Genomic DNA, 21,384 nt, shown 5'->3' with positions numbered 1-21,384 from the left:
CGTTGGACCCGGTGCGCGCAACCTACGCCGGGCCTGCCCGTTCGTGAACATGGGGGAAAGCCGCAGCGCCGACTCCTGGCAATTGCAGGAAGTTGGGGAGGGGGCTCCGGGGATGGCCGTGAAGGATGCCATCCCCGGAGGTTTTCGCAAAGGGCTGCGGGGGGAAGCCCTTCTCCCAGGGATTGTCCCGGCGGCCCGTCTGAACATGTTGCGTTCGGGACGGCCGTGGCAACGAACAAGTCATGCCATGCGGTGTCTGGCGCGCGGCAGTCCAAGGCATGAACTTTTTGCAATGTTTTGATTTCGCGGCGCGAAGCACTGCAAGAATCCTGTTGCCTTTTGACGCGGATCAAGGCCTCCTTGCACATACAAGGTGAACACCACCACGGTGGTCCAGCCGTCTTCCACATGGCCCGCGCGTGCCGCGCAGGCGCGGGGCTGGTGAAGGACCTGTTGAGAGGAGAGCGAGATGGCAGATGAGGCCAAGCAGCACGTTGATGTCCTGATCGTCGGCGCAGGCATTTCCGGCATCGGTTCGGCCAAGCATCTTCAGGACCAGTGCCCGGGCAAGACCTATGTCATCCTCGAGAGCAAGGCCACGTTCGGCGGCACCTGGGAAACGCACAAGTATCCCGGCATCCGCTCCGATTCAGACCTCTACACCTTCGGCTACCGTTTCAAGCCGTGGGTCGGCGCACCGATTGCCACGGCGGACGAAATCCTGCGCTACATGGGCGAAGTGATCGCCGACAACCAGATCGACCGCCACATTCGCTATGGCCACACGATTACGTCGTGCAGCTGGTCGAACGCGGACAACCTGTGGACCGTCAATGCCCGCCGCAACGATGGCACCGAGCTCGTTTTCACCGCAGGCTTCCTGTGGATGTGCCAGGGCTACTACGACCACAAGACGCCCTATATCCCCGATTGGGCGGGCATGGCCGATTACAAGGGCCACTTTGTCCACGCCCAGCTGTGGGACCCCAAGACCGACGTTGCAGGCAAGCGCGTGCTCGTAATCGGCTCGGGCGCCACCGCTGCCACCATCGTGCCTGCGCTTTGCGATGCCGGTGCCAAGGTGACCATGCTGCAACGCTCGCCGACGTGGTTCTATTGCGCGCCCAACGTCAGCGAACTCGCTGACCGCCTGCGCACCATCGGCATCGACGAGGAGACCGTCCACCGCGTCGTGCGGCAGGACTATATCTACAATTTCTACGAGATGGACCGCCGCAGCCGCGAGGAGCCCGAGGCCATGGCCGAGGACTTGCGCGCACTGATCCGCGGCTATGTGGGTGAGGACTTCAACTTCGAGCCGCACTTTACGCCGCGGTACCGCCCCTGGCAGCAGCGCCTCGCCCAGCTTCCCGATGGCGACATGTTCAAGCACGTCGTCGCTGGCAATGCGGAAGTGATCACCGACACGATCGAGACGTTCACGGCAACGGGTGTGCGCACCGCGTCGGGGCAGGAGATCGAGGCCGATATCGTGGTTGCCTGCACCGGCTTCCGGCTCTCGGTTCTGGGCGAGATTCCCTTCAGCGTCGATGGCAAGGCGGTCGATTGGGCCGATACCATCAATTACCGCGGCATGATGTTCACCGGCGTGCCCAATCTTGTCTGGGTCTTCGGCTACTTCCGCGCCTCGTGGACCCTGCGGGTCGACATCGTCGGAGATTTCGTCTGCAAGCTCCTGAATCACATGGATTCGGAAGGGCGAAGCAAGGTCGAGGTCGCGCTACGGCCAGAGGATGCCGACATGAAGATCCTGCCGTGGATCGATGCCGACAATTTCAACCCGACCTACCTGATGCGCGATCTGGACCGGATGCCGAAGCGTGGCGACAAGCCCGAATGGCAGCACAATCAGGACTATTGGAGCGAAAAGGACCAGATCCCCTTCATCGATCCTGCCGGCAGCGAGTTCGTCTACGACGGCCAGCGCGTGGAAGCAGCGGCACTCGAAGCCGCCGAATAAGGCTGCCTTGATGCCCCCTCCTCTTCAGAGGAGGGGGGTCGGGGTGGTGGGACCAGTACCCTTATGCGGCCTTCCTGCGCCCCATCCCCTGTGCAATCTCCTTCTTGAGATCGCGCACATAGGCATCGAAATCGAGTTGAATCGTGTGGCGGCGCGCGGCGTAGTAGTGCCCGGTGTGGTACTCTTCGTCGGCCTTGATGATCCGGTGCATCTCGCCGAGCGGGGGAGGGGTGTACTCTCCGGCCAGATAGGCCCCGATCAGTTTCGATTGCTGCTCGGCAAAGTTCACCAGGGTTGGCAGCGGCTGACCGAGCCCGGCATAGAACAGGTCCGGCACTTCGGGCTTCATGATCCGCTTGAACAGTGGCGGAGGCCGGTTGTCGGCATCGGCACAAAGCGCGGGATCGTCGAAGAAGGGGAAGCGGATGTCGTAGCCCGTCGCCCAGACGATCACGTCGATCTGCTCTCGGCTGCCATCCTTGAACACCACCCCATCGCCATCAAGCCGCTCGATGGCGCCCTTCATCGACACGTCGCCCGAGCCCGCGCGCAGCAGGAACTCACCCGAGACCGTGGCGTGCGAGTCGAACGGGCCGATTTCGGGCTCGGGCAGGCCGTAGTCGCTCATCTTGCCGACCAGGCTCTTGATCATGCGCGTGCCGAGCGCAGTGCGCACCTTGCGCGGCATCCAGGCAGGGGCCGGGTTCTTGTCGATCGGCTGGCCCTTGTAATACTTCGGCAGCACCCAGACCCCGCGCCGTGTCGAAACAAACAGCTTCTGCGCGATCGGGCGCTGCGAGAGCTCCGAAGCAATATCCATCGCCGAATTGCCCATGCCGACCACCAGCACGCGCTTGCCCACGCAGTTCACCGGTTCGAACGCGCTGCGGAACGAATGGCTGTGGAGCTGCTCGCCATCGAAGTGGCCGGGATATTCGGGAATGCGCGCTGCCCAGTGATGCCCGTTCGCCACCACCAGCGCTTCATATTCGCGCGTCTCGCCGCTCGAGAGACGCACAGCCCAGCCGCCGCCCGCCTTCCTCGTCGCCTTCTCGACTTTCGTGTTGAACGTGATGTTCTCGCGCAGGCCGAAGTGCGCGGCATAGTCGCGGAAGTATTGGAGGAGCTGCGAATGGTGGGGGAAGTCCGGCCAGTCCGCCGGCACCGGATAGTCCTCGAAGGCCAGCCGCCATTTCGAGGTATCGATATGCAGGCTCTGATAACAGGCCGATAAGCCGTTGGGATTGTTGTAGTACCAATTCCCGCCGATATCGTCTGAGGCGTCGAACTCCTCGTAGCTGATCCCGTAATCCTTCAGCCGCTTGGCGACGGTGATCCCCGAGCAGCCCGCTCCGATGATGCAGACGCGTGCGCTGTTGGTGGGCATTCAGTCCTGCTCCAGCTGCACGGGCATGGCATTGAAGCCATGAAGGAACGGGCTCGCCAGCCGCTCCGGTGCCCCGACCGGCACCACGCGCAAGCGCCGCGTCACGATCTCGTCGATCACCGCCGCAATTTGTACCTCGGCCAGCCGCGCGCCCACGCAGCGGTGGATGCCGTGGCCAAAGCCGATGTGTCGCCGCGCATTCTCACGCGTCACATCGAAGCGCTCGGCATTCGGGAACACGCTCTCGTCGCGGTTCCCCGAGATATACCACATCACGATCTTCTCACCCTCGCGGATCAGTTGCCCGCCCACTTCCACGTCGCGCGTTGCGGTGCGGCGCATGTGGGTCACTGGCGTCTGCCAGCGGATAATTTCCTGCGCGGCATTGGCTGAAAGCGTTGGATCGGCGCGCAGCTTTGCGAGTTCTTCCGGATAGAGATTTAGCGCCTCGACCAACCCGGCGATCGAATTGCGCGTGGTGTCGTTCCCCGCCACAATCAGCAGCGCGATGTTGGCAAGCCGTTCCAGCGCGGGCAGGTTCCCCATCGCCTCGGAATGGACCATGCGGCTCAGCAGATCATCCGTGGGCGGCATACCCTTGCGCGCATCGAGTTCGCGATCGAAGCGCGCGAGCATCTCGCCCATCTGTTTCATCCATTCGGCGCGGTATTCCGGCGTCAGATTGTCCGCCGAAACCCCGCTGCCATAGTCCGACCAGCGCTTCAGATCGCGCCATTCCTCGAAGGGAAAGTCGAACAGGCTGCACAACATGCCCAGCGTCTGCGGGATAGCCAACTGCTCGACCCAGTCAAACGTCTCGCCCACCGGCAGCGCGTCGAACAGCATCTTCGCCCGTTCGCGCACTTGCGCTTCGAGCTTGATCATCTGCCCCGGGCTGAACGCGGGCGCGATGACCTTGCGCTGCGCGGTGTGGATGGGCGGATCCTGCGCAATGAAATTCGGAAATTCGCTCTCGTTGATCGATTCCGCGATCGTGATGTTGCCCCGCTTCCACGAGGAGGAGAATACCTCCGGCATCAGCTCGATTTCCTGGATCGTCTCGTGCGTCACCGCCGACCAGTACGGCCCGAATGGACTTTCGGGACGCCAGCTCACCGGCATCTCGCGCCGCAGGAATGCAAATGGCTCGCGCCACGTATCCTCGGTGTAGAGCGCATCGGCGCTCACGTCATAAGGGTTGATTGCCCGTTCGCGGGTGAGGGTCTGGCTCGCCATGTCCTGCTCCGATGCGCCCGCTCGGCTTTCGGCGGGCCTTTCTCGCCGAGTATGTTTAAGCGCCCGCTTAAAGTCCAGCCCCAATGGTGGGTGGACGGCGCCGATCCGGCGCACTAGAACATCGTCATTCCCCGGGGAGCCGCGGGGCCGGAGCGATGGTTCGCGAAGGCTTGCAACAAGGGCTGAGAGGTGGGCTTCGCACCCCACGACCCGTCGAACCTGAACCCGTTAGCACGGGCGGAGGGAGCGGTCTGTGCGAACCCAGCACCCGCTATCCATCCGCCTCAAGGAGCGCATGAGATGGCCGATATCAACTCCCGCCTCGAAAATGGCCCGCAGGCCACGCCGATCGGCGTCACCACCGGACCGATCCGCGGCAGCCGCAAGATCCATGTCGAAAGCCCGCGCTTCCCTGGGCTGACCGTCGCCATGCGCGAGATTTCGCTCGAGCCAAGCGCAGGCGAGCCCCCCTTGCGCGTTTACGACACCTCCGGCCCCTACACCGATAGCAATGCAAGCATCGACATCGCCAACGGTCTGCCCCAGCTGCGCCGCGAGTGGATCATGGGCCGCGGCGATGTCGAGGAATACACCGCCCGCGAAGTGAAGCCCGAAGACAACGGCCAGCTCGGCCCGGACCGCTCAGGCGGCGTCCCCGGCTTCCCCAATGTCGTGCAGAAGCCGCTGCGCGCCAAGGCGGGCGCCAATGTCACCCAAATGCACTATGCCCGCCAGGGCATCATCACGCAGGAAATGGAATACGTCGCGGTCCGCGAGAACCTCGGCCGCCGGCAGCTGAAGGAAGCTCTCGCGCGCGATGGGCAGGATTGGGGCGCGAGCATCCCCGATTACGTCACCGCCGAATTCGTGCGCGACGAAGTTGCCCGGGGCCGCGCGATCATCCCCAGCAACATCAACCACCCTGAATCCGAGCCGATGGCCATCGGCCGCAACTTCCTCGTCAAGATCAACGCGAACATCGGCAACTCCGCCGTAGCGTCGGACGTCGCGCAGGAAGTCGAAAAGATGGTCTGGTCGGTCCGCTGGGGCGCCGATACCGTGATGGACCTCTCCACGGGCCGCAACATCCATGACACCCGCGAATGGATTCTGCGCAACAGCCCGGTTCCGATCGGCACTGTGCCGATCTACCAGGCGCTCGAAAAGGTCGGCGGCATTGCCGAGGACCTCACCTGGGAGATCTTCCGCGATACCTTGATCGAGCAGGCCGAGCAGGGCGTCGACTACTTCACGATCCACGCCGGCGTGCGCCTGCCTTTTATCCCGCTTACCGCCAAGCGCGTGACCGGCATCGTCAGCCGCGGCGGTTCGATCATGGCCAAGTGGTGCCTCGCGCATCACAAGGAATCGTTCCTTTACGAGCACTTTGACGAGATCACCGAGATCATGAAGGCCTACGACATCGCCTATTCGCTGGGCGATGGCCTGCGTCCCGGCTCGGTCGCGGACGCGAATGACGAAGCCCAGTTTGCCGAACTCTACACCCTTGGCGAGCTGACCAAGCGTGCGTGGGAGCAGGATGTCCAGGTGATGATCGAAGGCCCCGGTCACGTGCCGATGCACAAGATCAAGGAGAACATGGACAAGCAGCTCGCCGCCTGCGGCGAAGCGCCGTTCTATACACTCGGGCCCCTCGTGACCGACATCGCGCCCGGCTATGATCACATCACCAGCGGCATCGGTGCCGCGATGATCGGGTGGTTCGGCACCGCGATGCTCTGCTACGTCACGCCCAAGGAGCACCTCGGCCTGCCCGACCGCGATGACGTCAAGGTCGGCGTCGTCACTTACAAGCTCGCCGCCCACGCTGCCGATCTCGCCAAGGGCCACCCCGCGGCGAAGCTGCGCGACGATGCCCTGAGCCGTGCCCGCTTCGAATTCCGCTGGCGCGACCAGTTCAACCTGTCGCTCGATCCGGACACCGCCGAGCAGTACCACGACCAGACGCTCCCGGCGGAAGGCGCCAAGACGGCACACTTCTGTTCGATGTGCGGCCCCAAGTTCTGCTCGATGAAGATCACGCAGGAAGTGCGTGATTTCGCCGCCAAGCAGAATGCCGAGATCGCAACGTTTGTGGCGAACGAGGCCGATGCGGAGGCCGGGATGGCTGAAATGAGCGAGAAGTACCGCGAGGCGGGCAGCGAACTCTACCTGCCTGCTGCGGAGTAAGACCCGGACCCTCCCCATTTTGGCATTGCGAAGATGGGGAGGGTGACCGCCTGCGCAGCGGGTGGTGGAGAGGGTAATCCCAAGTCTTGCAATCGCGATTCCGGCGCGTCACCCATTGGCTCACCACAACCAAGGGGAACAATCGGAAATGACCGACGCGAAAGCCATGATCCAGACGATGATCGCACTTGCCTCCGCCTCGCTCGGCCTTGTCGCCGCGCTGGCCTGGAACGAGGCGATCAAGGCAACGCTCTCGCTTCTGGGCATGGGTGACAGCCTTGCCGGGCTCTACAGCTATGCCATCGTCGCCACGGTACTTGCGGTCACTGTCCTCACGATCCTCGGCCGGATCAGTTCCCGCATCGGTGCAGAGGCCGTAATCCAGCGCGAGGCTGAGGGGTGAGCTGGCGGGGCTAGCTTCGCTTCAGCCGAACAAGCGCTGCATCCAGCGCAGACAGAAACCGCGAGCGATCGGCTTTCGAGAATGGAGCCGGTCCGCCGACTACATCGCCGCTCGCGCGCAGGTCCGCCATGATCGCGCGGGTGGCGATCTGGCTGCCAATGGAATTGCCGGTGAAGGGCTTGCCGGTGGGGGCAAGCACTTGCGCCCCGGCTTTCAGGCAGCGGTCCGCCAACAGGATATCAGCGGTCACCACCACACAGCTGGCGCTGGCTTCCCCCGCGATCCAGTCGTCTGCGGCATCGAAGCCGTCGCTCACCACCACGCGCCGCACCAACGGATGCACGGGCACGCGGAAGGGCGAATTGCTTACAACGACAACGGCGAGTTCGTGCCGCCACGCGACCTTGTAGATCTCGTCCTTGACCGGGCATGCATCGCCATCGACCAGGATCCTGATGGGAGGAGGGACTTCGCTCATCGCGGCCCCCTTGCCACAGCAGGACTACCGGCGACAGGGTCGAGTTTTCAGGTGCTGCGCTTGATGTTGTCGAGCCCGGCGACAACACCCGGCTTCTGGCTGGGGTTTGAAGCGTTCTGCTTCTTGGGGCCTTCCGCCTTGGGCTTGCGCACTTCGCGGTTCGACTTCTTCTGGCTTTTGGCCATGCTTGCTCTCCGTCCGGACGGGATGGCCGGTGAGCAGCCCTAGGCCCTTGGCGAGCCGAAGGCCAGCAATCCTCGTCCGGCGTCGCAAGCAGGTACGAATAAGCCCCCGCCGAACGCCGCACAAGCGCTCTTCGGGGGCTCTGTCGTTCAGGGCTGCGGGCCGCGGCCCGAAGGGATCAGTTCGAGGCGACCTGGATACCCAGCGCGCGGGCTTCGGCCTGCGTGAACTCGACCGGCTGGCTGTTGAAGGTGCCGGTAACATAGCGGCCGCGTACGTGAAGTTCGAACGGGGCCTTGCCGTTGAAGGCGGTGCCACGGATCACGCGTTCGCCACCGACGACTTGCGCGGTGTAGGTGTAGGTGACACCTTCGTGCGTGAACTTGGCAGCGGTCTCGTCCGCATGGGCAAGCGCCGGAGCAGCGATCAGGGCAGCAGCGGCAGCGATCTGGAAAGACTTGAGAAACATGGCAATATCTCCTTTGAATCCGGAAGAAATTGCCTTCGAGCACCCCATTTTTCTTGTTGAGCTCGATATGGTGCAGCGCACAACGACCCGCAAATGTAATGAACGCCGCTCAAGTTGCAAAACGCGCAACTGGCTGGTGCTCGCTGGCTTTGGCGCTCTAGCGGCCTGCGCGCCCAAGGCGGTTGCACCCGTGCCTGCGCCCGTTGTCGTCGGGGGCTGGCAGGCCGCCGATCCGCAAGGCGAGGATATCCAGGCGGCCGCGCGCTATGCTGCCGGACTGGTGCGCGCTGGCTATGGCGGCACAGCCGAAGTCACCTCGGCCGAGACCCAGGTAGTTGCCGGCACAAACGTCCGAATGGTGCTGCGGCTCGCCGATGGTTCGCACTGGAAGGCGACTGTCTGGCACCGGCTCGATGGCAGCTTTGCCCTGACCGAAGCCGAGCCGCTGCCCTGAGTGTCAGCGCTTCCTGACGAATTCGGCGCGCAGGACGAGGCCCTTGATCCCGTCGAAACGGCAGTCGATCTCTTGGGCGTCGCCGGTGAGGCGGATCGACTTGATCAGGGTCCCGCGCTTAAGCGTCTGCCCTGCGCCCTTGACCTCGAGGTCCTTGATCAGGGTAACCTGGTCACCATCGGCAAGGAGGTTTCCCACAGCATCGCGCACCTCGACCGTGCCCTCCGCCGCGCGCTTGGCGGCGAGTTCGGAAGCCGGCAGCCACTCCCCGCTGTCCTCGTCGTAGACGTAGTCTTCATCGCTCATGGCTTGCCCCTTGCCCGAAAGGGCAGGACCTGTCCAACCCATAGGGCCAGCCAGACCAGCACCGGTTGCAGGAACATGCGCGGGACATGATACCCAAGCCCCAGCCCATGATCGGGCCGCGCCATGTCGCGGATGAAGTGAACGATGTTCGCCGGGAACACGCAGACCGCATAGGCGGCAAGGCCCCAGCCAGCCACCCGGCGCAGCGCGGGGGACCATGGCTGCAGCAAGCCCGCCGCGCCCGCCAGTTCGGCCACGCCGGTCAGTGCGATCACAAGCTCGGGCTGCGGCACCCAGTCCGGCATGATGCCGAGGAACGGCCTGGGGACAAGCAGGTGCAGCACTCCGGCCAGCGCATAGAGTAGCGCCAGAACCCAGCGCGTCAGGGTGCGAGCGATGCTCAGTCCCTCAGCAGTTCGTTGATCCCGGTCTTGCTCCGGGTCTGCGCATCGACCGTCTTCACGATCACGGCGCAGTAGAGCGAAGGACCGGGCGTGCCATCGGGCAGCGGCTTGCCCGGCATCGCGCCGGGGACGACCACTGCGTAGGGCGGGACGCGGCCCATGTGGACTTCACCGGTGGCGCGATCGACGATCTTGGTCGAGGCGCCGAGATACACGCCCATCGACAGCACCGCGCCTTCGCCGACGATCACGCCTTCGGCCACTTCGGAGCGCGCGCCGATGAAGGCGCCGTCCTCGATGATGACCGGGCCGGCCTGCAGCGGCTCGAGCACGCCGCCGATCCCGGCGCCGCCCGAAATATGCACGTTCTTGCCGATCTGCGCGCAGGAGCCGACCGTAGCCCAGGTATCGACCATCGTCCCTTCATCAACATGGGCGCCAATGTTCACGAAGCTCGGCATCAGCACCACGCCCTTAGCGATGTGCGCACCGCGCCGCGCAACCGCACCGGGAACCACGCGAAAACCTGCCTCGCGAAAGCGGTTCTCACCCCAGCCGGCAAACTTTGATGGCACCTTGTCATAAGCTGGCGCACCGCCAGCACCTTGTTCGATCACCGCGTTGTCATTGATGCGGAAGGACAGCAGCACGGCCTTCTTGAGCCACTGGTTGACGGTCCATTCGCCGTCCACTTTCTCAGCTACGCGAACCTTGCCCGCATCGAGCAGTTCGAGCGCGGCTTCGACCACTTCGCGCACAGCCGTGCTTGCCGGCGTGACACTGGCGCGGTCTTCCCACGCGGCTTCGATGGCGGCCTGCAGGTCTGCGGTCATGGTGAGGGCTCCCGGAAAAACTGCGCGGGGCCTAACGGAGCGCGGCGCTGCCTGCAAGCTCTGCGCAAACCAATTCGAGCCACTGCGGCAGATCGTCGATCGCGAGATCGATGGCGGCATCATCCTTCGCGCGGTCGCCCCATTCGCTGGCGCAGTCGAGCCAGACCGTCTGCATGCCCAGCGCCTTGGCCGGCGGGAGGTTGCGCGCCGAATCCTCGACGAACACCGCGCGGTCGGGATCGAAGCCGAACGCCTCGATCAGACCGTGGTAGGCCGATGGCTCGGGCTTGGGCTTGTAGTCCATCGCGATCACGTCCCACATGCCCTCGAAGCAACCCTCAAGGCCGAGTGCGGCCAGCACACGTTCGGCATAAGGGCGGTCGCCATTGGTGAAGATCAATCGCCGGCCCGGCAGCGCGTTGATCAGATCCGCCAGGCGCGGCGCCTCGGCCAGCACGGACATGTCGACATCGTGCACGAAGTCGAGGAACTCGCGCGGCTCGATGGCGTGGTAGTGCATCAGGCCCGCGAGCGTCGTGCCGTGATCGTGGAAATACATCTTTTGAACCCGCCTTGCTTCGGTGGCATCGCAGCCGAGCAGGTTGGCGATGAAGAGGCCCATGCGCTGATCGATCTGGCCGAACAGCCCGCAAGCCGGAGGATAAAGCGTGTAATCGAGATCGAAGATCCAGCAATCAACGCGGGTTGGGTCAAACGACACTTCAGCTCCCAGTTGGTGCGGGCACAAGCTTGCGCAGGCGGCCGCCTCGGCCATCCTCCAGCACATAGAGCGCACCGTCCGGTCCTTCTTCCACCTCGCGGATGCGATTGCCAAGCCCAATGCGCTCGATCTCTTCGCCGCGTTCGCCGCTGGTGGCAACCCGCACCAATCCCCCGCTGACCATTCCGGCGCAGATTGCATGGCCTTTCCAGCCCGGGAAGAGAGTGCCCTTGTAGAAAATGAGATCGCCGGGTGCGATTACCGGGTTCCAGCTGATCGCAGGCGCCTCCAGATCGGGCCGCGTCACATGGCGCGGGATGGGTGTGCCATCATAGTTGTCACCATTGGAAACCAGCGGCCAGCCATAGTTCTTGCCCGGTTTCACGAAATTGAGCTCGTCGCCGCCCTTTGGCCCATGCTCCAGATCCCAGAGTTGGCCGCTGGCATCAAACGTGAGCCCCAGTACATTGCGATGGCCATAGGACCAGATCTGCGGTCCGGCGCCCGGCTTGTCGGCAAAGGGATTGCCTTGAGCGGGTGTGCCGTCGAGGTTGAGGCGGACGATCTTGCCGAGGCTGACCTTGAGGCTTTGCGCCGGGGTGAAGCGCTGGCGCTCGCCCGAACTGACGAACAGGTACTGCCCATCGGGCGAGAAGGCGATGCGGTGCGAGAAATGGCCCTGGCCTTCGACCTTGGGGGCCTGCCGCCAGATGATCCTCAGGCCCCTGAGCCGCGGCGGAGCGCCGGACGGAAACTCCAGCTTTGCCCGCCCGACAACCGCTCCGCTCGTGCCATTGCGTCCGGCCTCGACCCAGCTGAGATAGATGATCTTGCTTGTCCGGTAATCGGGTGCCGGTACGACATCGCCGAAGCCGCCCTGTCCGCCATAGACGACGGGTGGCACACCCGACACTTCGCGGATTCTGGCACCGTGCCGCCAGACCTTGAGCTTGCCCGCCTTTTCGGTGATGAGAGCGGTTGCACTGCCGGGCAGAAAGGCCATCGCCCAAGGTTCGTCGAAGGCGGCTTCATCGGTCACCGTGACCAGCGTCAGTTGCGGCTTCGGGCTCGTGACAATGACGTTGTCGCCAGCACTGGCAGGGCTCGAACAGCCGGCCATGCCGAGCGCGGCGAGAGCTAATGCGGAAAGGACAGGTCTCTTCATGGTAGGCAGAATGCCAGCGAACGGTTCCGCTGTCAGCGGCGGTTCGGCGCCTGCCGGAAACGCTCTGGCCCGGCTGCCGGGCCTTGTCGTCGGGGTGGACGAGGCGGGCCGTGGCCCGCTTGCCGGACCGGTGGTGGCGGCGGCCGTCGTGTTGGGCGCTCAGGTGCCTGAGGGCCTTGCTGATTCCAAGGTACTGAGTGCAGCACGCCGTGCGCGTCTGGAGCCGTCCATCCGGCAGAGCTGCAACTGGGCGCTCGGGATCGCCGACGTGGCGGAGATCGACCAGCTCAACATCTTTGCCGCCACGATGCTCGCGATGACCCGCGCCGTCGCTGCACTCGCCTTGCAGATCGACGAGGTCGGGATTGGCACGGTGCTGGTCGATGGCAACATGACGCCGGCCGGTCGCTGCGCCGACTGGATCTGGCCCGCGCGCGCCATCGTCAGGGGGGATGCCAGCGAGCCTTGCATTTCCGCGGCCTCGATCCTCGCCAAGGAGCACCGGGATCGGCTGATGCGCGCAGCAGCGGCGGAGTTCCCGCACTATGGCTGGGAGCGCAATGCCGGCTATGGCACAGCAGAGCATCTCGCGGCGCTGCGCCGCCATGGCGCATGCCCGCATCATCGGCGAAGCTTTGCCCCGGTCGCCGCGGTCATCGGCTTAGGAGCGGTAGAAACTTTTTTACGGTGAATCCCTGCTGTCACACCTACCAGATATGGCGTGCACCGGAATCGCCGGACTCCACATATAGACACGGACTCGTTCCGTTCTCCCTCCCCAAGGAGGTGCGACTCGCCGAAATTTGGCGAGTCGCGGCTTGACGGCGAGTCTCTGATGATTCACCAGTCCCGACGCAGCAGCAGGGGACAAGCGGCAATGGTGGCTCTGGCAAAGGAACTTCTGGCGAAGGGGACGGCGCGCGCGCTGCGCAGCAATGCGGCTGCAGCAGTGACGAAACTGGCGCTCCCGCTCGGCCAGATCCTGCGGGGCGATTGCATCGAGCGGATGCGTGAGCTGCCTTCCGGCTCGATCGATCTGATCTTCGCCGATCCGCCCTACAACCTGCAATTGGGCGGCGATCTCGCGCGGCCCGATGGCAGCCATGTCGATGCGGTGACCGACGACTGGGACAAATTCGACAGTTTCGAGCGCTACGACACCTTCACCCGTGAATGGCTGACCGAAGCGCGCCGTCTTCTGAAGCCCGATGGGGCGATCTGGGTGATCGGCTCGTATCACAACATCTTCCGCGTCGGCGCGCTGCTGCAGGATCTCGGCTTCTGGATCCTCAACGACATCGTCTGGCGCAAGGCCAACCCGATGCCCAATTTCAAGGGCACGCGCTTCACCAACGCGCATGAAACGCTGATCTGGGCCTCGCGCAGCGAGAAGGCGAAGTACACCTTCAACTACCGCGCAATGAAGACGCTGAATGACGAACTCCAGATGCGCTCCGACTGGGTCCTGCCGATTTGTGGCGGCCCCGAGCGCATTCGCAAGGGGGGCGTGAAGGCGCACCCGACGCAGAAGCCCGAAGCGCTGCTTTACCGCGTTATGCTCGCGACCACCAATCCGGGCGATGTCGTGCTTGATCCCTTCTTCGGCACTGGCACAACTGGCGCGGTGGCGCGCCGTCTCGGCCGCGAATGGATCGGCTGCGAGCGCGAGGAAGCCTACATCGCCGTCGCCGAGGAGCGCATTGCCGCCGCGCTTCCGCTCGATGAAAGCGCGCTCACCACGATGATGAGCAAACGCAGTGCGCCGCGCGTCGCATTTGGCCAGCTGGTCGAAAGCGGCATGATCGCACCGGGTGCAGAGATTTTCGATCGCAAGCGCCGCTGGAGTGCGAGCGTGCGTGCAGATGGCTCCATCCTGTCGGGCACCGCTTCGGGCTCGATTCACGGTGTGGGCTCGGCAGTGCAGGGTGCGCCGGCCTGCAACGGCTGGACATTCTGGCACATCGAGCACGAAGGCGAGGTGAAGCCGCTCGATGCGCTGCGTCAGCTCTATCTGCTGGCGGTGGAAGACTGAGATGCTCCCGCTGCTGGGCCTGATGCCTGATCCGCTCGTGCTGCGCTGCCATATGCGCTGGACCAAGGTCATGGTGCTGCGCGCAGCAATGCGGCTCGCCGCGCGCCGTCTAGGGCGCTAGAACCCGCTCATGGCGCAGAAGCTCTACATCCGTCCGATTGCCCTTGCCGAAAGCCCGCAGAGCGAGGAGGGCGGCACGATCCGCCTTGGTGGCGGGCTGGTCCATGCCTCCCGCTTCGCAATCATTGTCCGGGATGGCGACAAGGTTGTATCCCGCCGCCGCTTTGGTGCCGAGGCGGCAAGCGACGCTTTTGCCGCACTTCCCGATGCGTTGGCCGCCGAGGCCCACGCCCAGTGGAGCAACCTCAAGGCCCAGCACGGACCGCTAGCCTGCGGTGCCCGTATAATCCGGCTCGACCAGCCGCAGGTCATGGGCATTCTCAATGTCACGCCGGACAGTTTCTCCGATGGCGGCAAATTCCTCGACAAGCCTGAAGCCGCACTCGAACATGCTGCCGCCATGCTGGAAGCGGGCGCGGCGATCATCGACGTCGGCGGGGAATCCACCCGGCCTGGCGCACCCGCCGTCTGGGAAGGCGATGAGGTCAAGCGCGTCGTCCCCGTCATAGCCAAGCTGTCCGCCAGCGGCGCGGCCATTTCCATCGACAGCCGCCGCTCGACGGTGATTTCTGAAGCGCTCGCAGCGGGCGCGCATATCGTCAACGATGTTTCCGGACTCCGCCATGATCCGCGCTCGATGGAAGTCGTTGCGGCAAGCGGCGCGCCGGTTGTCCTCATGCATGCGCCCGGAGGGGAGAAGGACCTCCACGCCGACGGCCACTATGCCGATGTAGTCCTCGATGTCTTCGATGCCCTGCGCGAACGTCGCGATGCGGCTGTGGCCGGCGGGATCGCGCGCGAGAAGATCTTGCTTGATCCGGGTATCGGCTTTGGCAAGTCGCTTGCCGAGAATCTGGCGCTGATCAATGCGTTGCCGCTGTTCCATGCACTCGGACAGCCGCTACTCCTCGGCGCGAGCCGCAAGCGGATGATCGGTGCGCTTTCTGGCGAAGCACCCGCACACCAGCGGCTCGGCGGCTCGCTGCTACTGGCGGCAAAAGGCTTCGAGGCGGGCGCGCAGATGGTGCGCGTCCACGATGTGGCGGAAACGGTGCAAGCGCTGCGCGTCTGGCGCGGCCTGCGCGATGCGGCCTTGACCGACTTCAGCCAGCTCGAGGCTTGAGAGACGGGGCTCCCAGCTCTTCGTTATGCTCTCCGATGCGCGGCGTCGGCTTCACTTCAAAACTTCCGACCGAGAACGACACCGGACTGCGCATCTTGAGATACGTCCCTTCGGTGGGGTGTGTGCGCTGCTGAAAGAAATCCACCGCCTTGAGGTGCGGGTCTTCGGTGATGTCATCGAGATCGCGCACCGGCATGCAAGGAATCTGGTGCTCGGCCATCCTTGCTGCCCATTCCGCCATAGTGAGCTTGGGCGTGCGTTTGGCCATCTCCTCATAAAACGCACCGATGTTGCGCATGCGTGAGGGAAAGTCGATGAAGCGCGGGTCTTCGGCCAGTTCCGGCGCTTCCAGCAGCGCAATCACCGTATCGATGGCATCGAGTGTATAGGGCACGATCACCACATAGCCGTCTTTGGCCGGGAAGGGCTGACGGAACGGATCGAGCTGGCGGGGATAACCTGCCGGTTCCTTTGGCGGGACAAGCGCCAGCCCGTAGAGATGCTCCTGCATCATGAAATGGGTGAAGCTCTCGAACATCGGTACTTCGACGAACTGACCCTCGCCGAAGCGCAGCTTGTGAATGATCGCGGCCATGACCGCCCAGGTTCCATGCAATCCGGAAACCTTGTCGGCGACCAGCGAGGGCAGGAAGCGCGGGACCGGATTGCCGTCGACCCGGCTGAGCAAGTTGGTCGTGCCGGTCGCCGCCTGGATCACGTCGTCATAGGCCTGCAGATCGCCATAAGGCCCGCCCGAGCCAAAGCCAGTGCAGTGCACATAGATGATGTCGGGCTTGATCGCCCTGACCGCTTCGTAGCCGAAGCCCAACCGCTCGATCGCCTTGCCGCGCACGTTGTGGATGAAGACGTCCGCCTCTGCCAACTGCGCGTTGAGGGCGGCCTTGCCTTCCGCGCTTTTGAGGTCGATCGCCAGGCTGCGCTTGCCCTTGTTGAGGTTGAGTGTGCAAGGCCCCATTCCGGGTGTTGCGGCGGGTTTTCCGGCATGGCGGAACATGTCGCCTGCGGGCACCTCGACCTTGATCACATCGGCGCCAAGGTCGGCCAGCGTTTCGGTGGCGTAGGGCCCGAACACCACGCTGGTCAGATCGACGATGCGAATGCCTTCGAGCAGCTTCTGCCCTGCCATTGTGTGCTCTCCTCGCGGCGGCCCGGTCGATGCCGGGCTTTGGTTGGTGCGCCTCGCTCCTCAGAGCGAGAATCCCCCATCGCTTACCAGTACTGCGCCCGTCGTGGAGGCTGCCATATTGGAGAGGAGGAAGCCGATCTGGCTCGCGATTTCATCGGCGGTGGCAAACCGGCCGAGCGGCGAACCCTGCTTGGCCAGCGCCGCGAGCGCCGCTTCGCGGCTGCCGAGCCGCTCGATCTCCTGGCGGATGAAGTCGACCTTGTCCCAGATCGGCGTGTCCACTCCGCCCGGTGCGATGGCGTTGACGCGAATGCCATGGGGCGCGCCTTCATTGGCGGCGATGCGCGCCATCTGCGCAATCGCTGCCTTGGAGGCACCGTAGTCGATCGGGGCTTTCCCGCTGATGCCGGAGACCGACCCCGTCAGCACGATCGAACCTGCGCGCGGGCCTTCGCCCAAGGGCCGCATCATGTTGCGCATGGCGCAGCGCAGAGCGAGGAACGCGCCGTCGAGATTGACCGACATGGTGTTGCGCCACTCAGTGATATCGATATCGACGATGGGTTTGCCGGGGCCGGGAATGCCGGCATTGATCACGGCATGATCGAGGCGCCCGATCTCGCGCGAGAGAAGGTTCCACAGTGCCGGATCGGCGACACTGCCGCCGAAGGGGCGTACCTTGCAGGAAACGCCCAAGGCATCGAGGCCGGGCCGGTCGATATCGACGAGTACAAGCTCGGCCGCGCCGTGCGCATCTAGCCACCGCGCTGTGGCCGCGCCGATGCCCGACGCGGCGCCGGTGATGAGGATGGTTCTGCCCGAAAAGTCGAAATCGCCTGCCATGCGGGCAGGCTAACCCCCAAGGCGCGTCCGCATCAAGCGACGTTGTCGATCCCGAGCTCTGAAAGTTTGCGATAAAGCGTCGAGCGTCCGATCCCGAGCCGCCGCGCGACTTCGGTCATGCGGCCGCGGTAGTGCCCGATCGCAAGGCGGATGACATCGGCCTCGATCTCTTCGAGCGGGCGCAGATTGCCGTCCGGCGAATAGAGCATCACGCCTGCGCCTTCGGTGCCCGAAGTGGCCGCACGCGGCGCTTCGCCGACCATGCTCGAGAGGTTGGGGAAATCCTGCGCGGTCAGCGCCTCGCCGTCGCAAAACACCGCGGCGCGGAAGAGCGTTGCCTGGAGCTGGCGCACGTTGCCGGGCCAGTCATAAGCTGCAAGCAGCGCGAGTGCGCCGTCGGTGATGCCAAGCGGGCGCAAGCCCGGCTGTTCGCCGATGCGCGTGAGGAAGTGGCGGGCAAGTGCGGGAATGTCGCCGGCGCGTTCGCGCAGCGCGGGGAGGTGTACGTGAACCCCGCTCAGCGCCTCGAGCAGGCTGGGATCGAACAGCTGCGCCTCGACCAGATCATCAAGCGCGGCATTGCTGCAGACGATGACCCGCACATCGAGCCGGAAACTGTGCCGCGCGCCGATGGGCTGGATATCGCCGCGCTGGAGGAACTGGGCGAGGCGGGCCTGCGCGGCGAGGCACAGGCGATCGATCTCGTCGATCACGAGCGTGCCGCCATCGGCATGCTGGAGCGCGCCAACATGGCGCTCGAAGGCGCCGGGGAAGGCGCCCTTTTCATGGCCGAACAGTACGGATTCGATCTGGTTGGCGGGGATGCCGCCGGCGTTGACGATGCGCAATGGCGCCTTGGCGCGGGGGCTGGCGGCATGCATCGCGCGCACCAGCATCTCCTTGCCGGTGCCACTTTCACCTTCGATCAGCACAGTGTTCTGCGTGCGCGCGGCCTTCGCCGCCACGGCAAGCGCCGCGCGGAAACCGGGGGCGGCACCGATCATCGAATCGAAATCGAGTGTGCCGGTGAACTTCTCGGTGAGCGGCTGCAGCTCGTCGGGCGATTCTTCGCGCCGCGTCGCCGTGCGCAGCGCCTGAAGCAGCCGATCGGGCGCGACGGGCTTGATGAGGTAGTCCGAAGCGCCTGCGCGCATCGCCTCCACGGCGAGTAGCGGCGAGGCGCTGGTAGTGATCATCAGGATGGGAAGCGCGGGCCGGCGGGCCTTCAGTTCGGCAATCAGCGCGCAAGCGCTGTCACCCGGAACCCATTGATCCAGAATGATTGCATCGAGCTGCATGCCTTGGCGCGTGCCGAGCGTGGCAATCGCCGTCTCGGAATCGCGGGCAAAGATCGTGCGCCAACCCTCACGCGCGGCAAGCGCCGAGATAAGGCGGCACTGCGCTGGTTCGTCGTCAATCAGCATGAGCAGGCGATCAGTGGGCTCTGCCATGGCTTCCCCGGTCCTTTTGCATAGTGCCGGGGTCTAGCCCATTTGGGTAAAGACCAGATTAAGTGCGATCACACCGGTTCCGCTTGAGCCGGAAGAACGCCGCCGCTAGAGGATGCGGTCAATCGATCGTTTAAGACGCAATGAGGAAGGGTTTGTCATGGGCGCCAGCAACAATGCCGGGAACAACATGAAGGCAGCGACGGCCACGTACGAGGGCTTCGTCGGGATGATCAAGGTCGCCACCCCGGTGATCGCGGTTATCGTGCTTTTCGTCATGTATCTCATCGCCTGATCCGCGGATGGGGGCGACAACAACGATCGCGGTCCTGCGTGAGCGGGCCAGCGGAGAGCACCGCGTTGCAGCAACGCCAGAGACGGTGAAGAAGTTCATCGGCCTCGGCGCGGCTGTGCGCGTGGAGTCTGGGGCAGGGGCCACCGCCTCGATCAGCGACGAGGCCTTTGCGGCTGCCGGCGCAGAAATCGTGGGTGAAGGCGCGGCAGCGGGTGCGGATATCGTGCTCGGCGTGCAGGGTCCTGAGGCTGATCTGCTTGCCGGGGCCAAGCCCGGCGCGTGGATCGTCGCCTCGCTCGATCCGTTCGGCCAGCGTGCCCGGGTCGATGCCTATGCGGCAGGCGGCTTTGAAGCGCTGGCGATGGAGTTCATGCCGCGCATCACGCGCGCGCAATCGATGGACATCCTCTCCTCGCAATCTAACCTCGCCGGTTACAAGGCGGTGATCGTTGCTGCGGATCTTTACGGCCGCGCCTTCCCGATGATGATGACCGCAGCCGGTACCGTCTCGGCTGCGAAGGTTTTCGTCATGGGCGTTGGCGTCGCCGGCCTTCAGGCGATCGCCACCGCGCGCCGCCTCGGCGGTCAGGTCTCGGCGACCGACGTGCGCTCGGCTACCAAGGAACAGATCCAGTCGCTCGGCGCCAAGCCCATCTTCGTCGAGAACGTGGCCGGGATCGAGGGCGAGGGCGCAGGCGGCTATGCCACCGAGATGAGCCCGGAATACCAGGCTGCGCAGGCCGAACTGGTTTCCAGCCACATCGCCAAGCAGGACATCGTGATCACCACCGCGCTGATCCCGGGCCGTCCCGCACCACGCCTCATCACCGATGCGCAGATCGCGACGATGAAGCCCGGCTCGGTGATCTTCGATCTCGCGGTTTCGGCAGGCGGCAACGTGGAAGGTTCGGTTGCGGATCAGGTCGTGGAGAAGCACGGCGTGAAGATCGTCGGCTATTCGAACACGGCCACGCATCTTGCGGCCGACGCCTCGGCGTTGTTCAGCCGCAACCTGTTCAATTTCCTGTCTGCGTTCTGGGACAAGGAGCAGGGCAAACCGGTCCTTGATGAGGAGATCGGCAACGCCATCCGCCTCACGCAGGGCGGCAAGGTCGTCAACGAACGACTGCTCGGGTGAGGGGGCTTTAGAACATGGACTTCATTTCAATCCTGAGCATTTTCGTCATGGCCTGCTTCGTGGGCTATTACGTCGTATGGTCGGTCACGCCTGCGCTGCACACGCCGCTAATGGCGGTGACCAACGCGATTTCCTCGGTCATCGTCGTGGGCGCGCTGGTTGCTGGTGCGGCTGAGGGTTCGGTCATCTCGAAATGGCTGGGCCTTGGCGCGGTAGTGCTGGCATCGGTCAACATCTTCGGCGGCTTCGCGGTTACCGAGCGCATGCTGGCGATGTACAAGAAGAAGGAGAAGAAGTGATGGAGCACATCACCACTCCTCCCTGGGCGATGCTCGCCTATCTCGCGGCAGGCGTCCTCTTCATCATGGCGCTGCGCGGGCTCTCCAGCCCTGCCACCAGCCGCGCGGGCAACCGCTACGGCATCGTCGGCATGACCATCGCGATGGTTACCACGCTGGCGACGCATGGCCTTGCCAGCCTGCCTGAGATCGCTGGCGCAATTGCGGTCGGTGGCGGCCTAGGCTTCGTCACGGCGCGGCGGATCAAGATGACCGACATGCCGCAGCTCGTGGCGGCCTTCCACTCTCTGGTCGGTCTCGCGGCGGTGCTCGTCGGCCTTGCCGCTTACCTCAACCCGATCGCGTTCGGCATTGCCGGGCCGGACGGCGTGATCGAGGTGCAGAGCCGGATCGAGATGGGTCTCGGCATCGCCATCGGTGCGATCACCTTCTCGGGCTCGGTCATTGCGTTCCTCAAGCTCAATGGCAACATGAGCGGTGCGCCGATCATGCTGCCCGCGCGCCACGCGATCAACCTCGGCACGCTGCTCGCGATCCTCGGTCTGGTCGGCTATTTCACGCAGGATCAGGCCCCGTGGGTGATCTTCGTGATCACGGCGCTCAGCTTCGCCATCGGCTTCCTGCTGATCATCCCGATCGGCGGCGCGGACATGCCGGTGGTCGTCTCGATGCTCAACTCGTACTCGGGCTGGGCCGCGGCGGCGATGGGCTTCACGCTCCACAACACCG

General features: G+C 64.4%; 24 protein-coding genes and 1 riboswitch. Of the genes, 11 read left to right on the top strand and 13 right to left on the bottom strand.

Features of this window, described 5'->3' with window-relative positions:
- The first annotated feature begins 469 nt into the window (after positions 1 to 469).
- A complete protein-coding gene (locus tag Q0082_RS17685; protein ID WP_298194928.1) occupies positions 470 to 1,981 on the top strand; it encodes an NAD(P)/FAD-dependent oxidoreductase in 1,512 nt (503 codons plus the stop codon).
- Between the two features lie 61 nt (positions 1,982 to 2,042).
- On the opposite strand, the gene Q0082_RS17680 is transcribed toward Q0082_RS17685, so the two are convergent.
- Entirely contained in the window at positions 2,043 to 3,368 is a 1,326-nt protein-coding gene (locus tag Q0082_RS17680) for an NAD(P)-binding domain-containing protein (RefSeq protein WP_298194927.1), read from the bottom strand.
- Complete coding sequence (locus Q0082_RS17675; RefSeq protein ID WP_298194926.1) at positions 3,369 to 4,604, bottom strand: cytochrome P450; 1,236 nt, start codon at positions 4,602 to 4,604, stop codon at positions 3,369 to 3,371.
- A gap of 122 nt (positions 4,605 to 4,726) precedes the next feature.
- Positions 4,727 to 4,868, top strand: a riboswitch (TPP riboswitch).
- A gap of 36 nt (positions 4,869 to 4,904) precedes the next feature.
- Between Q0082_RS17675 and thiC the strand changes: the two genes are divergently transcribed.
- Together thiC and Q0082_RS17665 are read left to right on the top strand one after the other, a co-directional pair.
- Positions 4,905 to 6,794 carry a phosphomethylpyrimidine synthase ThiC gene (thiC, locus tag Q0082_RS17670; protein ID WP_298194925.1) on the top strand — a complete coding sequence of 630 codons (1,890 nt, stop codon included), beginning with the start codon at positions 4,905 to 4,907 and terminating at the stop codon, positions 6,792 to 6,794.
- A 148-nt stretch (positions 6,795 to 6,942) separates the two neighbouring features.
- On the top strand, positions 6,943 to 7,197 hold the full coding sequence (locus Q0082_RS17665) for a DUF5654 family protein (protein ID WP_298194924.1): 255 nt from the start codon (positions 6,943 to 6,945) through the stop codon (positions 7,195 to 7,197).
- Positions 7,198 to 7,207: 10 nt separating this feature from the next.
- Here Q0082_RS17665 and Q0082_RS17660 read toward each other — a convergent pair whose 3' ends face one another.
- The 3 genes from Q0082_RS17660 to Q0082_RS17650 form a co-directional block, all read right to left on the bottom strand.
- Positions 7,208 to 7,675, bottom strand: a complete 468-nt coding sequence (locus Q0082_RS17660; RefSeq protein WP_298194923.1) for a YaiI/YqxD family protein — start codon at positions 7,673 to 7,675, stop codon at positions 7,208 to 7,210.
- 47 nt (positions 7,676 to 7,722) lie between these two features.
- A complete protein-coding gene (locus tag Q0082_RS17655) occupies positions 7,723 to 7,860 on the bottom strand; it encodes a hypothetical protein (protein WP_298194922.1) in 138 nt (45 codons plus the stop codon).
- Between the two features lie 176 nt (positions 7,861 to 8,036).
- Complete coding sequence (locus Q0082_RS17650; RefSeq protein WP_298194921.1) at positions 8,037 to 8,327, bottom strand: hypothetical protein; 291 nt, start codon at positions 8,325 to 8,327, stop codon at positions 8,037 to 8,039.
- Between the two features lie 190 nt (positions 8,328 to 8,517).
- On the opposite strand from Q0082_RS17650, the gene Q0082_RS17645 reads away from it, so the two are divergent.
- The gene (locus Q0082_RS17645; RefSeq protein WP_298194920.1) at positions 8,518 to 8,781 is read left to right on the top strand and encodes a hypothetical protein; all 264 of its coding nucleotides are present in this window, start codon (positions 8,518 to 8,520) and stop codon (positions 8,779 to 8,781) included.
- A 3-nt stretch (positions 8,782 to 8,784) separates the two neighbouring features.
- Here Q0082_RS17645 and Q0082_RS17640 read toward each other — a convergent pair whose 3' ends face one another.
- Genes Q0082_RS17640 through Q0082_RS17620 form a run of 5 tightly spaced genes read right to left on the bottom strand, consistent with a single transcriptional unit; the run spans position 8,785 to position 12,210 of the window.
- Entirely contained in the window at positions 8,785 to 9,087 is a 303-nt protein-coding gene (locus Q0082_RS17640; RefSeq protein ID WP_298194919.1) for an alkylphosphonate utilization protein, read from the bottom strand.
- Entirely contained in the window at positions 9,084 to 9,485 is a 402-nt protein-coding gene (locus Q0082_RS17635; protein WP_298195003.1) for a DoxX family protein, read from the bottom strand. Before Q0082_RS17635 ends, Q0082_RS17640 begins: the two co-directional genes overlap by 4 nt.
- 2 nt (positions 9,486 to 9,487) lie before the next feature.
- On the bottom strand, positions 9,488 to 10,324 hold the full coding sequence (dapD, locus tag Q0082_RS17630) for a 2,3,4,5-tetrahydropyridine-2,6-dicarboxylate N-succinyltransferase (protein ID WP_298194918.1): 837 nt from the start codon (positions 10,322 to 10,324) through the stop codon (positions 9,488 to 9,490).
- Between the two features lie 31 nt (positions 10,325 to 10,355).
- Positions 10,356 to 11,045: a pyrimidine 5'-nucleotidase gene (locus tag Q0082_RS17625; protein ID WP_298194917.1), complete on the bottom strand. Its 690-nt coding sequence runs from the start codon at positions 11,043 to 11,045 to the stop codon at positions 10,356 to 10,358.
- Between the two features lies 1 nt (position 11,046).
- Positions 11,047 to 12,210 carry a PQQ-dependent sugar dehydrogenase gene (locus Q0082_RS17620; RefSeq protein WP_298194916.1) on the bottom strand — a complete coding sequence of 388 codons (1,164 nt, stop codon included), beginning with the start codon at positions 12,208 to 12,210 and terminating at the stop codon, positions 11,047 to 11,049.
- Between Q0082_RS17620 and Q0082_RS17615 the strand changes: the two genes are divergently transcribed.
- The 3 genes from Q0082_RS17615 to folP all read left to right on the top strand — a co-directional run bounded on the left by Q0082_RS17615 (position 12,209) and on the right by folP (position 15,485).
- Entirely contained in the window at positions 12,209 to 12,901 is a 693-nt protein-coding gene (locus Q0082_RS17615) for a ribonuclease HII (RefSeq protein ID WP_298194915.1), read from the top strand. The genes Q0082_RS17620 and Q0082_RS17615 overlap by 2 nt on opposite strands.
- 186 nt (positions 12,902 to 13,087) lie before the next feature.
- Positions 13,088 to 14,242 carry a site-specific DNA-methyltransferase gene (locus Q0082_RS17610; protein ID WP_298194914.1) on the top strand — a complete coding sequence of 385 codons (1,155 nt, stop codon included), beginning with the start codon at positions 13,088 to 13,090 and terminating at the stop codon, positions 14,240 to 14,242.
- A gap of 130 nt (positions 14,243 to 14,372) precedes the next feature.
- Complete coding sequence (folP, locus tag Q0082_RS17605; RefSeq protein WP_298194913.1) at positions 14,373 to 15,485, top strand: dihydropteroate synthase; 1,113 nt, start codon at positions 14,373 to 14,375, stop codon at positions 15,483 to 15,485.
- Here folP and Q0082_RS17600 read toward each other — a convergent pair.
- The 3 genes from Q0082_RS17600 to Q0082_RS17590 are packed head-to-tail and all read right to left on the bottom strand — an operon-like array spanning position 15,466 to position 18,926.
- The gene (locus Q0082_RS17600; protein ID WP_298194912.1) at positions 15,466 to 16,632 is read right to left on the bottom strand and encodes a CoA transferase; all 1,167 of its coding nucleotides are present in this window, start codon (positions 16,630 to 16,632) and stop codon (positions 15,466 to 15,468) included. The genes folP and Q0082_RS17600 overlap by 20 nt on opposite strands.
- Before the next feature lie 60 nt (positions 16,633 to 16,692).
- The gene (locus Q0082_RS17595; RefSeq protein WP_298194911.1) at positions 16,693 to 17,475 is read right to left on the bottom strand and encodes an SDR family oxidoreductase; all 783 of its coding nucleotides are present in this window, start codon (positions 17,473 to 17,475) and stop codon (positions 16,693 to 16,695) included.
- A gap of 32 nt (positions 17,476 to 17,507) precedes the next feature.
- Complete coding sequence (locus Q0082_RS17590) at positions 17,508 to 18,926, bottom strand: sigma-54 dependent transcriptional regulator (protein WP_298194910.1); 1,419 nt, start codon at positions 18,924 to 18,926, stop codon at positions 17,508 to 17,510.
- Between the two features lie 157 nt (positions 18,927 to 19,083).
- Here Q0082_RS17590 and Q0082_RS17585 point away from each other — a divergent pair, with 157 nt between their 5' ends.
- The 4 genes from Q0082_RS17585 to Q0082_RS17570 all read left to right on the top strand — a co-directional run.
- Positions 19,084 to 19,218 (top strand): aa3-type cytochrome c oxidase subunit IV, encoded by a 135-nt coding sequence (locus tag Q0082_RS17585; RefSeq protein WP_298194909.1) that lies wholly within the window; start codon positions 19,084 to 19,086, stop codon positions 19,216 to 19,218.
- Positions 19,219 to 19,225: 7 nt separating this feature from the next.
- Positions 19,226 to 20,356, top strand: a complete 1,131-nt coding sequence (locus Q0082_RS17580; protein WP_298194908.1) for an NAD(P) transhydrogenase subunit alpha — start codon at positions 19,226 to 19,228, stop codon at positions 20,354 to 20,356.
- A 14-nt stretch (positions 20,357 to 20,370) separates the two neighbouring features.
- A complete protein-coding gene (locus Q0082_RS17575) occupies positions 20,371 to 20,655 on the top strand; it encodes an NAD(P) transhydrogenase subunit alpha (RefSeq protein WP_292941976.1) in 285 nt (94 codons plus the stop codon).
- Positions 20,655 to 21,384 (top strand): NAD(P)(+) transhydrogenase (Re/Si-specific) subunit beta (locus tag Q0082_RS17570; protein ID WP_298194907.1); only part of this gene is annotated, 730 nt, incomplete at its 3' end. The genes Q0082_RS17575 and Q0082_RS17570, both read left to right, overlap by 1 nt.

Source organism: Novosphingobium sp. (assembly GCF_027489515.1).
GTDB lineage: Bacteria > Pseudomonadota > Alphaproteobacteria > Sphingomonadales > Sphingomonadaceae > Novosphingobium.
The sequence above is the reverse complement of the archived record's forward strand: the minus strand, read 5'-3'. Positions and strand labels throughout refer to the sequence as shown.

Bases quoted from the DNA above. Each gene is read 5' to 3' on its own strand.
- Q0082_RS17585 (WP_298194909.1), top strand. From the start codon at position 19,084: ATGGGCGCCAGCAACAATGCCGGGAACAACATGAAGGCAGCGACGGCC.
- Q0082_RS17575 (WP_292941976.1), top strand. From the start codon at position 20,371: ATGGACTTCATTTCAATCCTGAGCATTTTCGTCATGGCCTGCTTCGTG.
- dapD (WP_298194918.1), bottom strand. From the start codon at position 10,324: ATGACCGCAGACCTGCAGGCCGCCATCGAAGCCGCGTGGGAAGACCGC.
- Q0082_RS17685 (WP_298194928.1), top strand. From the start codon at position 470: ATGGCAGATGAGGCCAAGCAGCACGTTGATGTCCTGATCGTCGGCGCA.
- thiC (WP_298194925.1), top strand. From the start codon at position 4,905: ATGGCCGATATCAACTCCCGCCTCGAAAATGGCCCGCAGGCCACGCCG.
- Q0082_RS17590 (WP_298194910.1), bottom strand. From the start codon at position 18,926: ATGGCAGAGCCCACTGATCGCCTGCTCATGCTGATTGACGACGAACCA.
- Q0082_RS17580 (WP_298194908.1), top strand. From the start codon at position 19,226: ATGGGGGCGACAACAACGATCGCGGTCCTGCGTGAGCGGGCCAGCGGA.
- Q0082_RS17675 (WP_298194926.1), bottom strand. From the start codon at position 4,604: ATGGCGAGCCAGACCCTCACCCGCGAACGGGCAATCAACCCTTATGAC.
- Q0082_RS17680 (WP_298194927.1), bottom strand. From the start codon at position 3,368: ATGCCCACCAACAGCGCACGCGTCTGCATCATCGGAGCGGGCTGCTCG.
- Q0082_RS17610 (WP_298194914.1), top strand. From the start codon at position 13,088: ATGGTGGCTCTGGCAAAGGAACTTCTGGCGAAGGGGACGGCGCGCGCG.
- Q0082_RS17600 (WP_298194912.1), bottom strand. From the start codon at position 16,632: ATGGCAGGGCAGAAGCTGCTCGAAGGCATTCGCATCGTCGATCTGACC.
- folP (WP_298194913.1), top strand. From the start codon at position 14,373: ATGGCGCAGAAGCTCTACATCCGTCCGATTGCCCTTGCCGAAAGCCCG.
- Q0082_RS17640 (WP_298194919.1), bottom strand. From the start codon at position 9,087: ATGAGCGATGAAGACTACGTCTACGACGAGGACAGCGGGGAGTGGCTG.
- Q0082_RS17665 (WP_298194924.1), top strand. From the start codon at position 6,943: ATGACCGACGCGAAAGCCATGATCCAGACGATGATCGCACTTGCCTCC.
- Q0082_RS17650 (WP_298194921.1), bottom strand. From the start codon at position 8,327: ATGTTTCTCAAGTCTTTCCAGATCGCTGCCGCTGCTGCCCTGATCGCT.
- Q0082_RS17595 (WP_298194911.1), bottom strand. From the start codon at position 17,475: ATGGCAGGCGATTTCGACTTTTCGGGCAGAACCATCCTCATCACCGGC.
- Q0082_RS17620 (WP_298194916.1), bottom strand. From the start codon at position 12,210: ATGAAGAGACCTGTCCTTTCCGCATTAGCTCTCGCCGCGCTCGGCATG.
- Q0082_RS17655 (WP_298194922.1), bottom strand. From the start codon at position 7,860: ATGGCCAAAAGCCAGAAGAAGTCGAACCGCGAAGTGCGCAAGCCCAAG.
- Q0082_RS17615 (WP_298194915.1), top strand. From the start codon at position 12,209: ATGGTAGGCAGAATGCCAGCGAACGGTTCCGCTGTCAGCGGCGGTTCG.
- Q0082_RS17660 (WP_298194923.1), bottom strand. From the start codon at position 7,675: ATGAGCGAAGTCCCTCCTCCCATCAGGATCCTGGTCGATGGCGATGCA.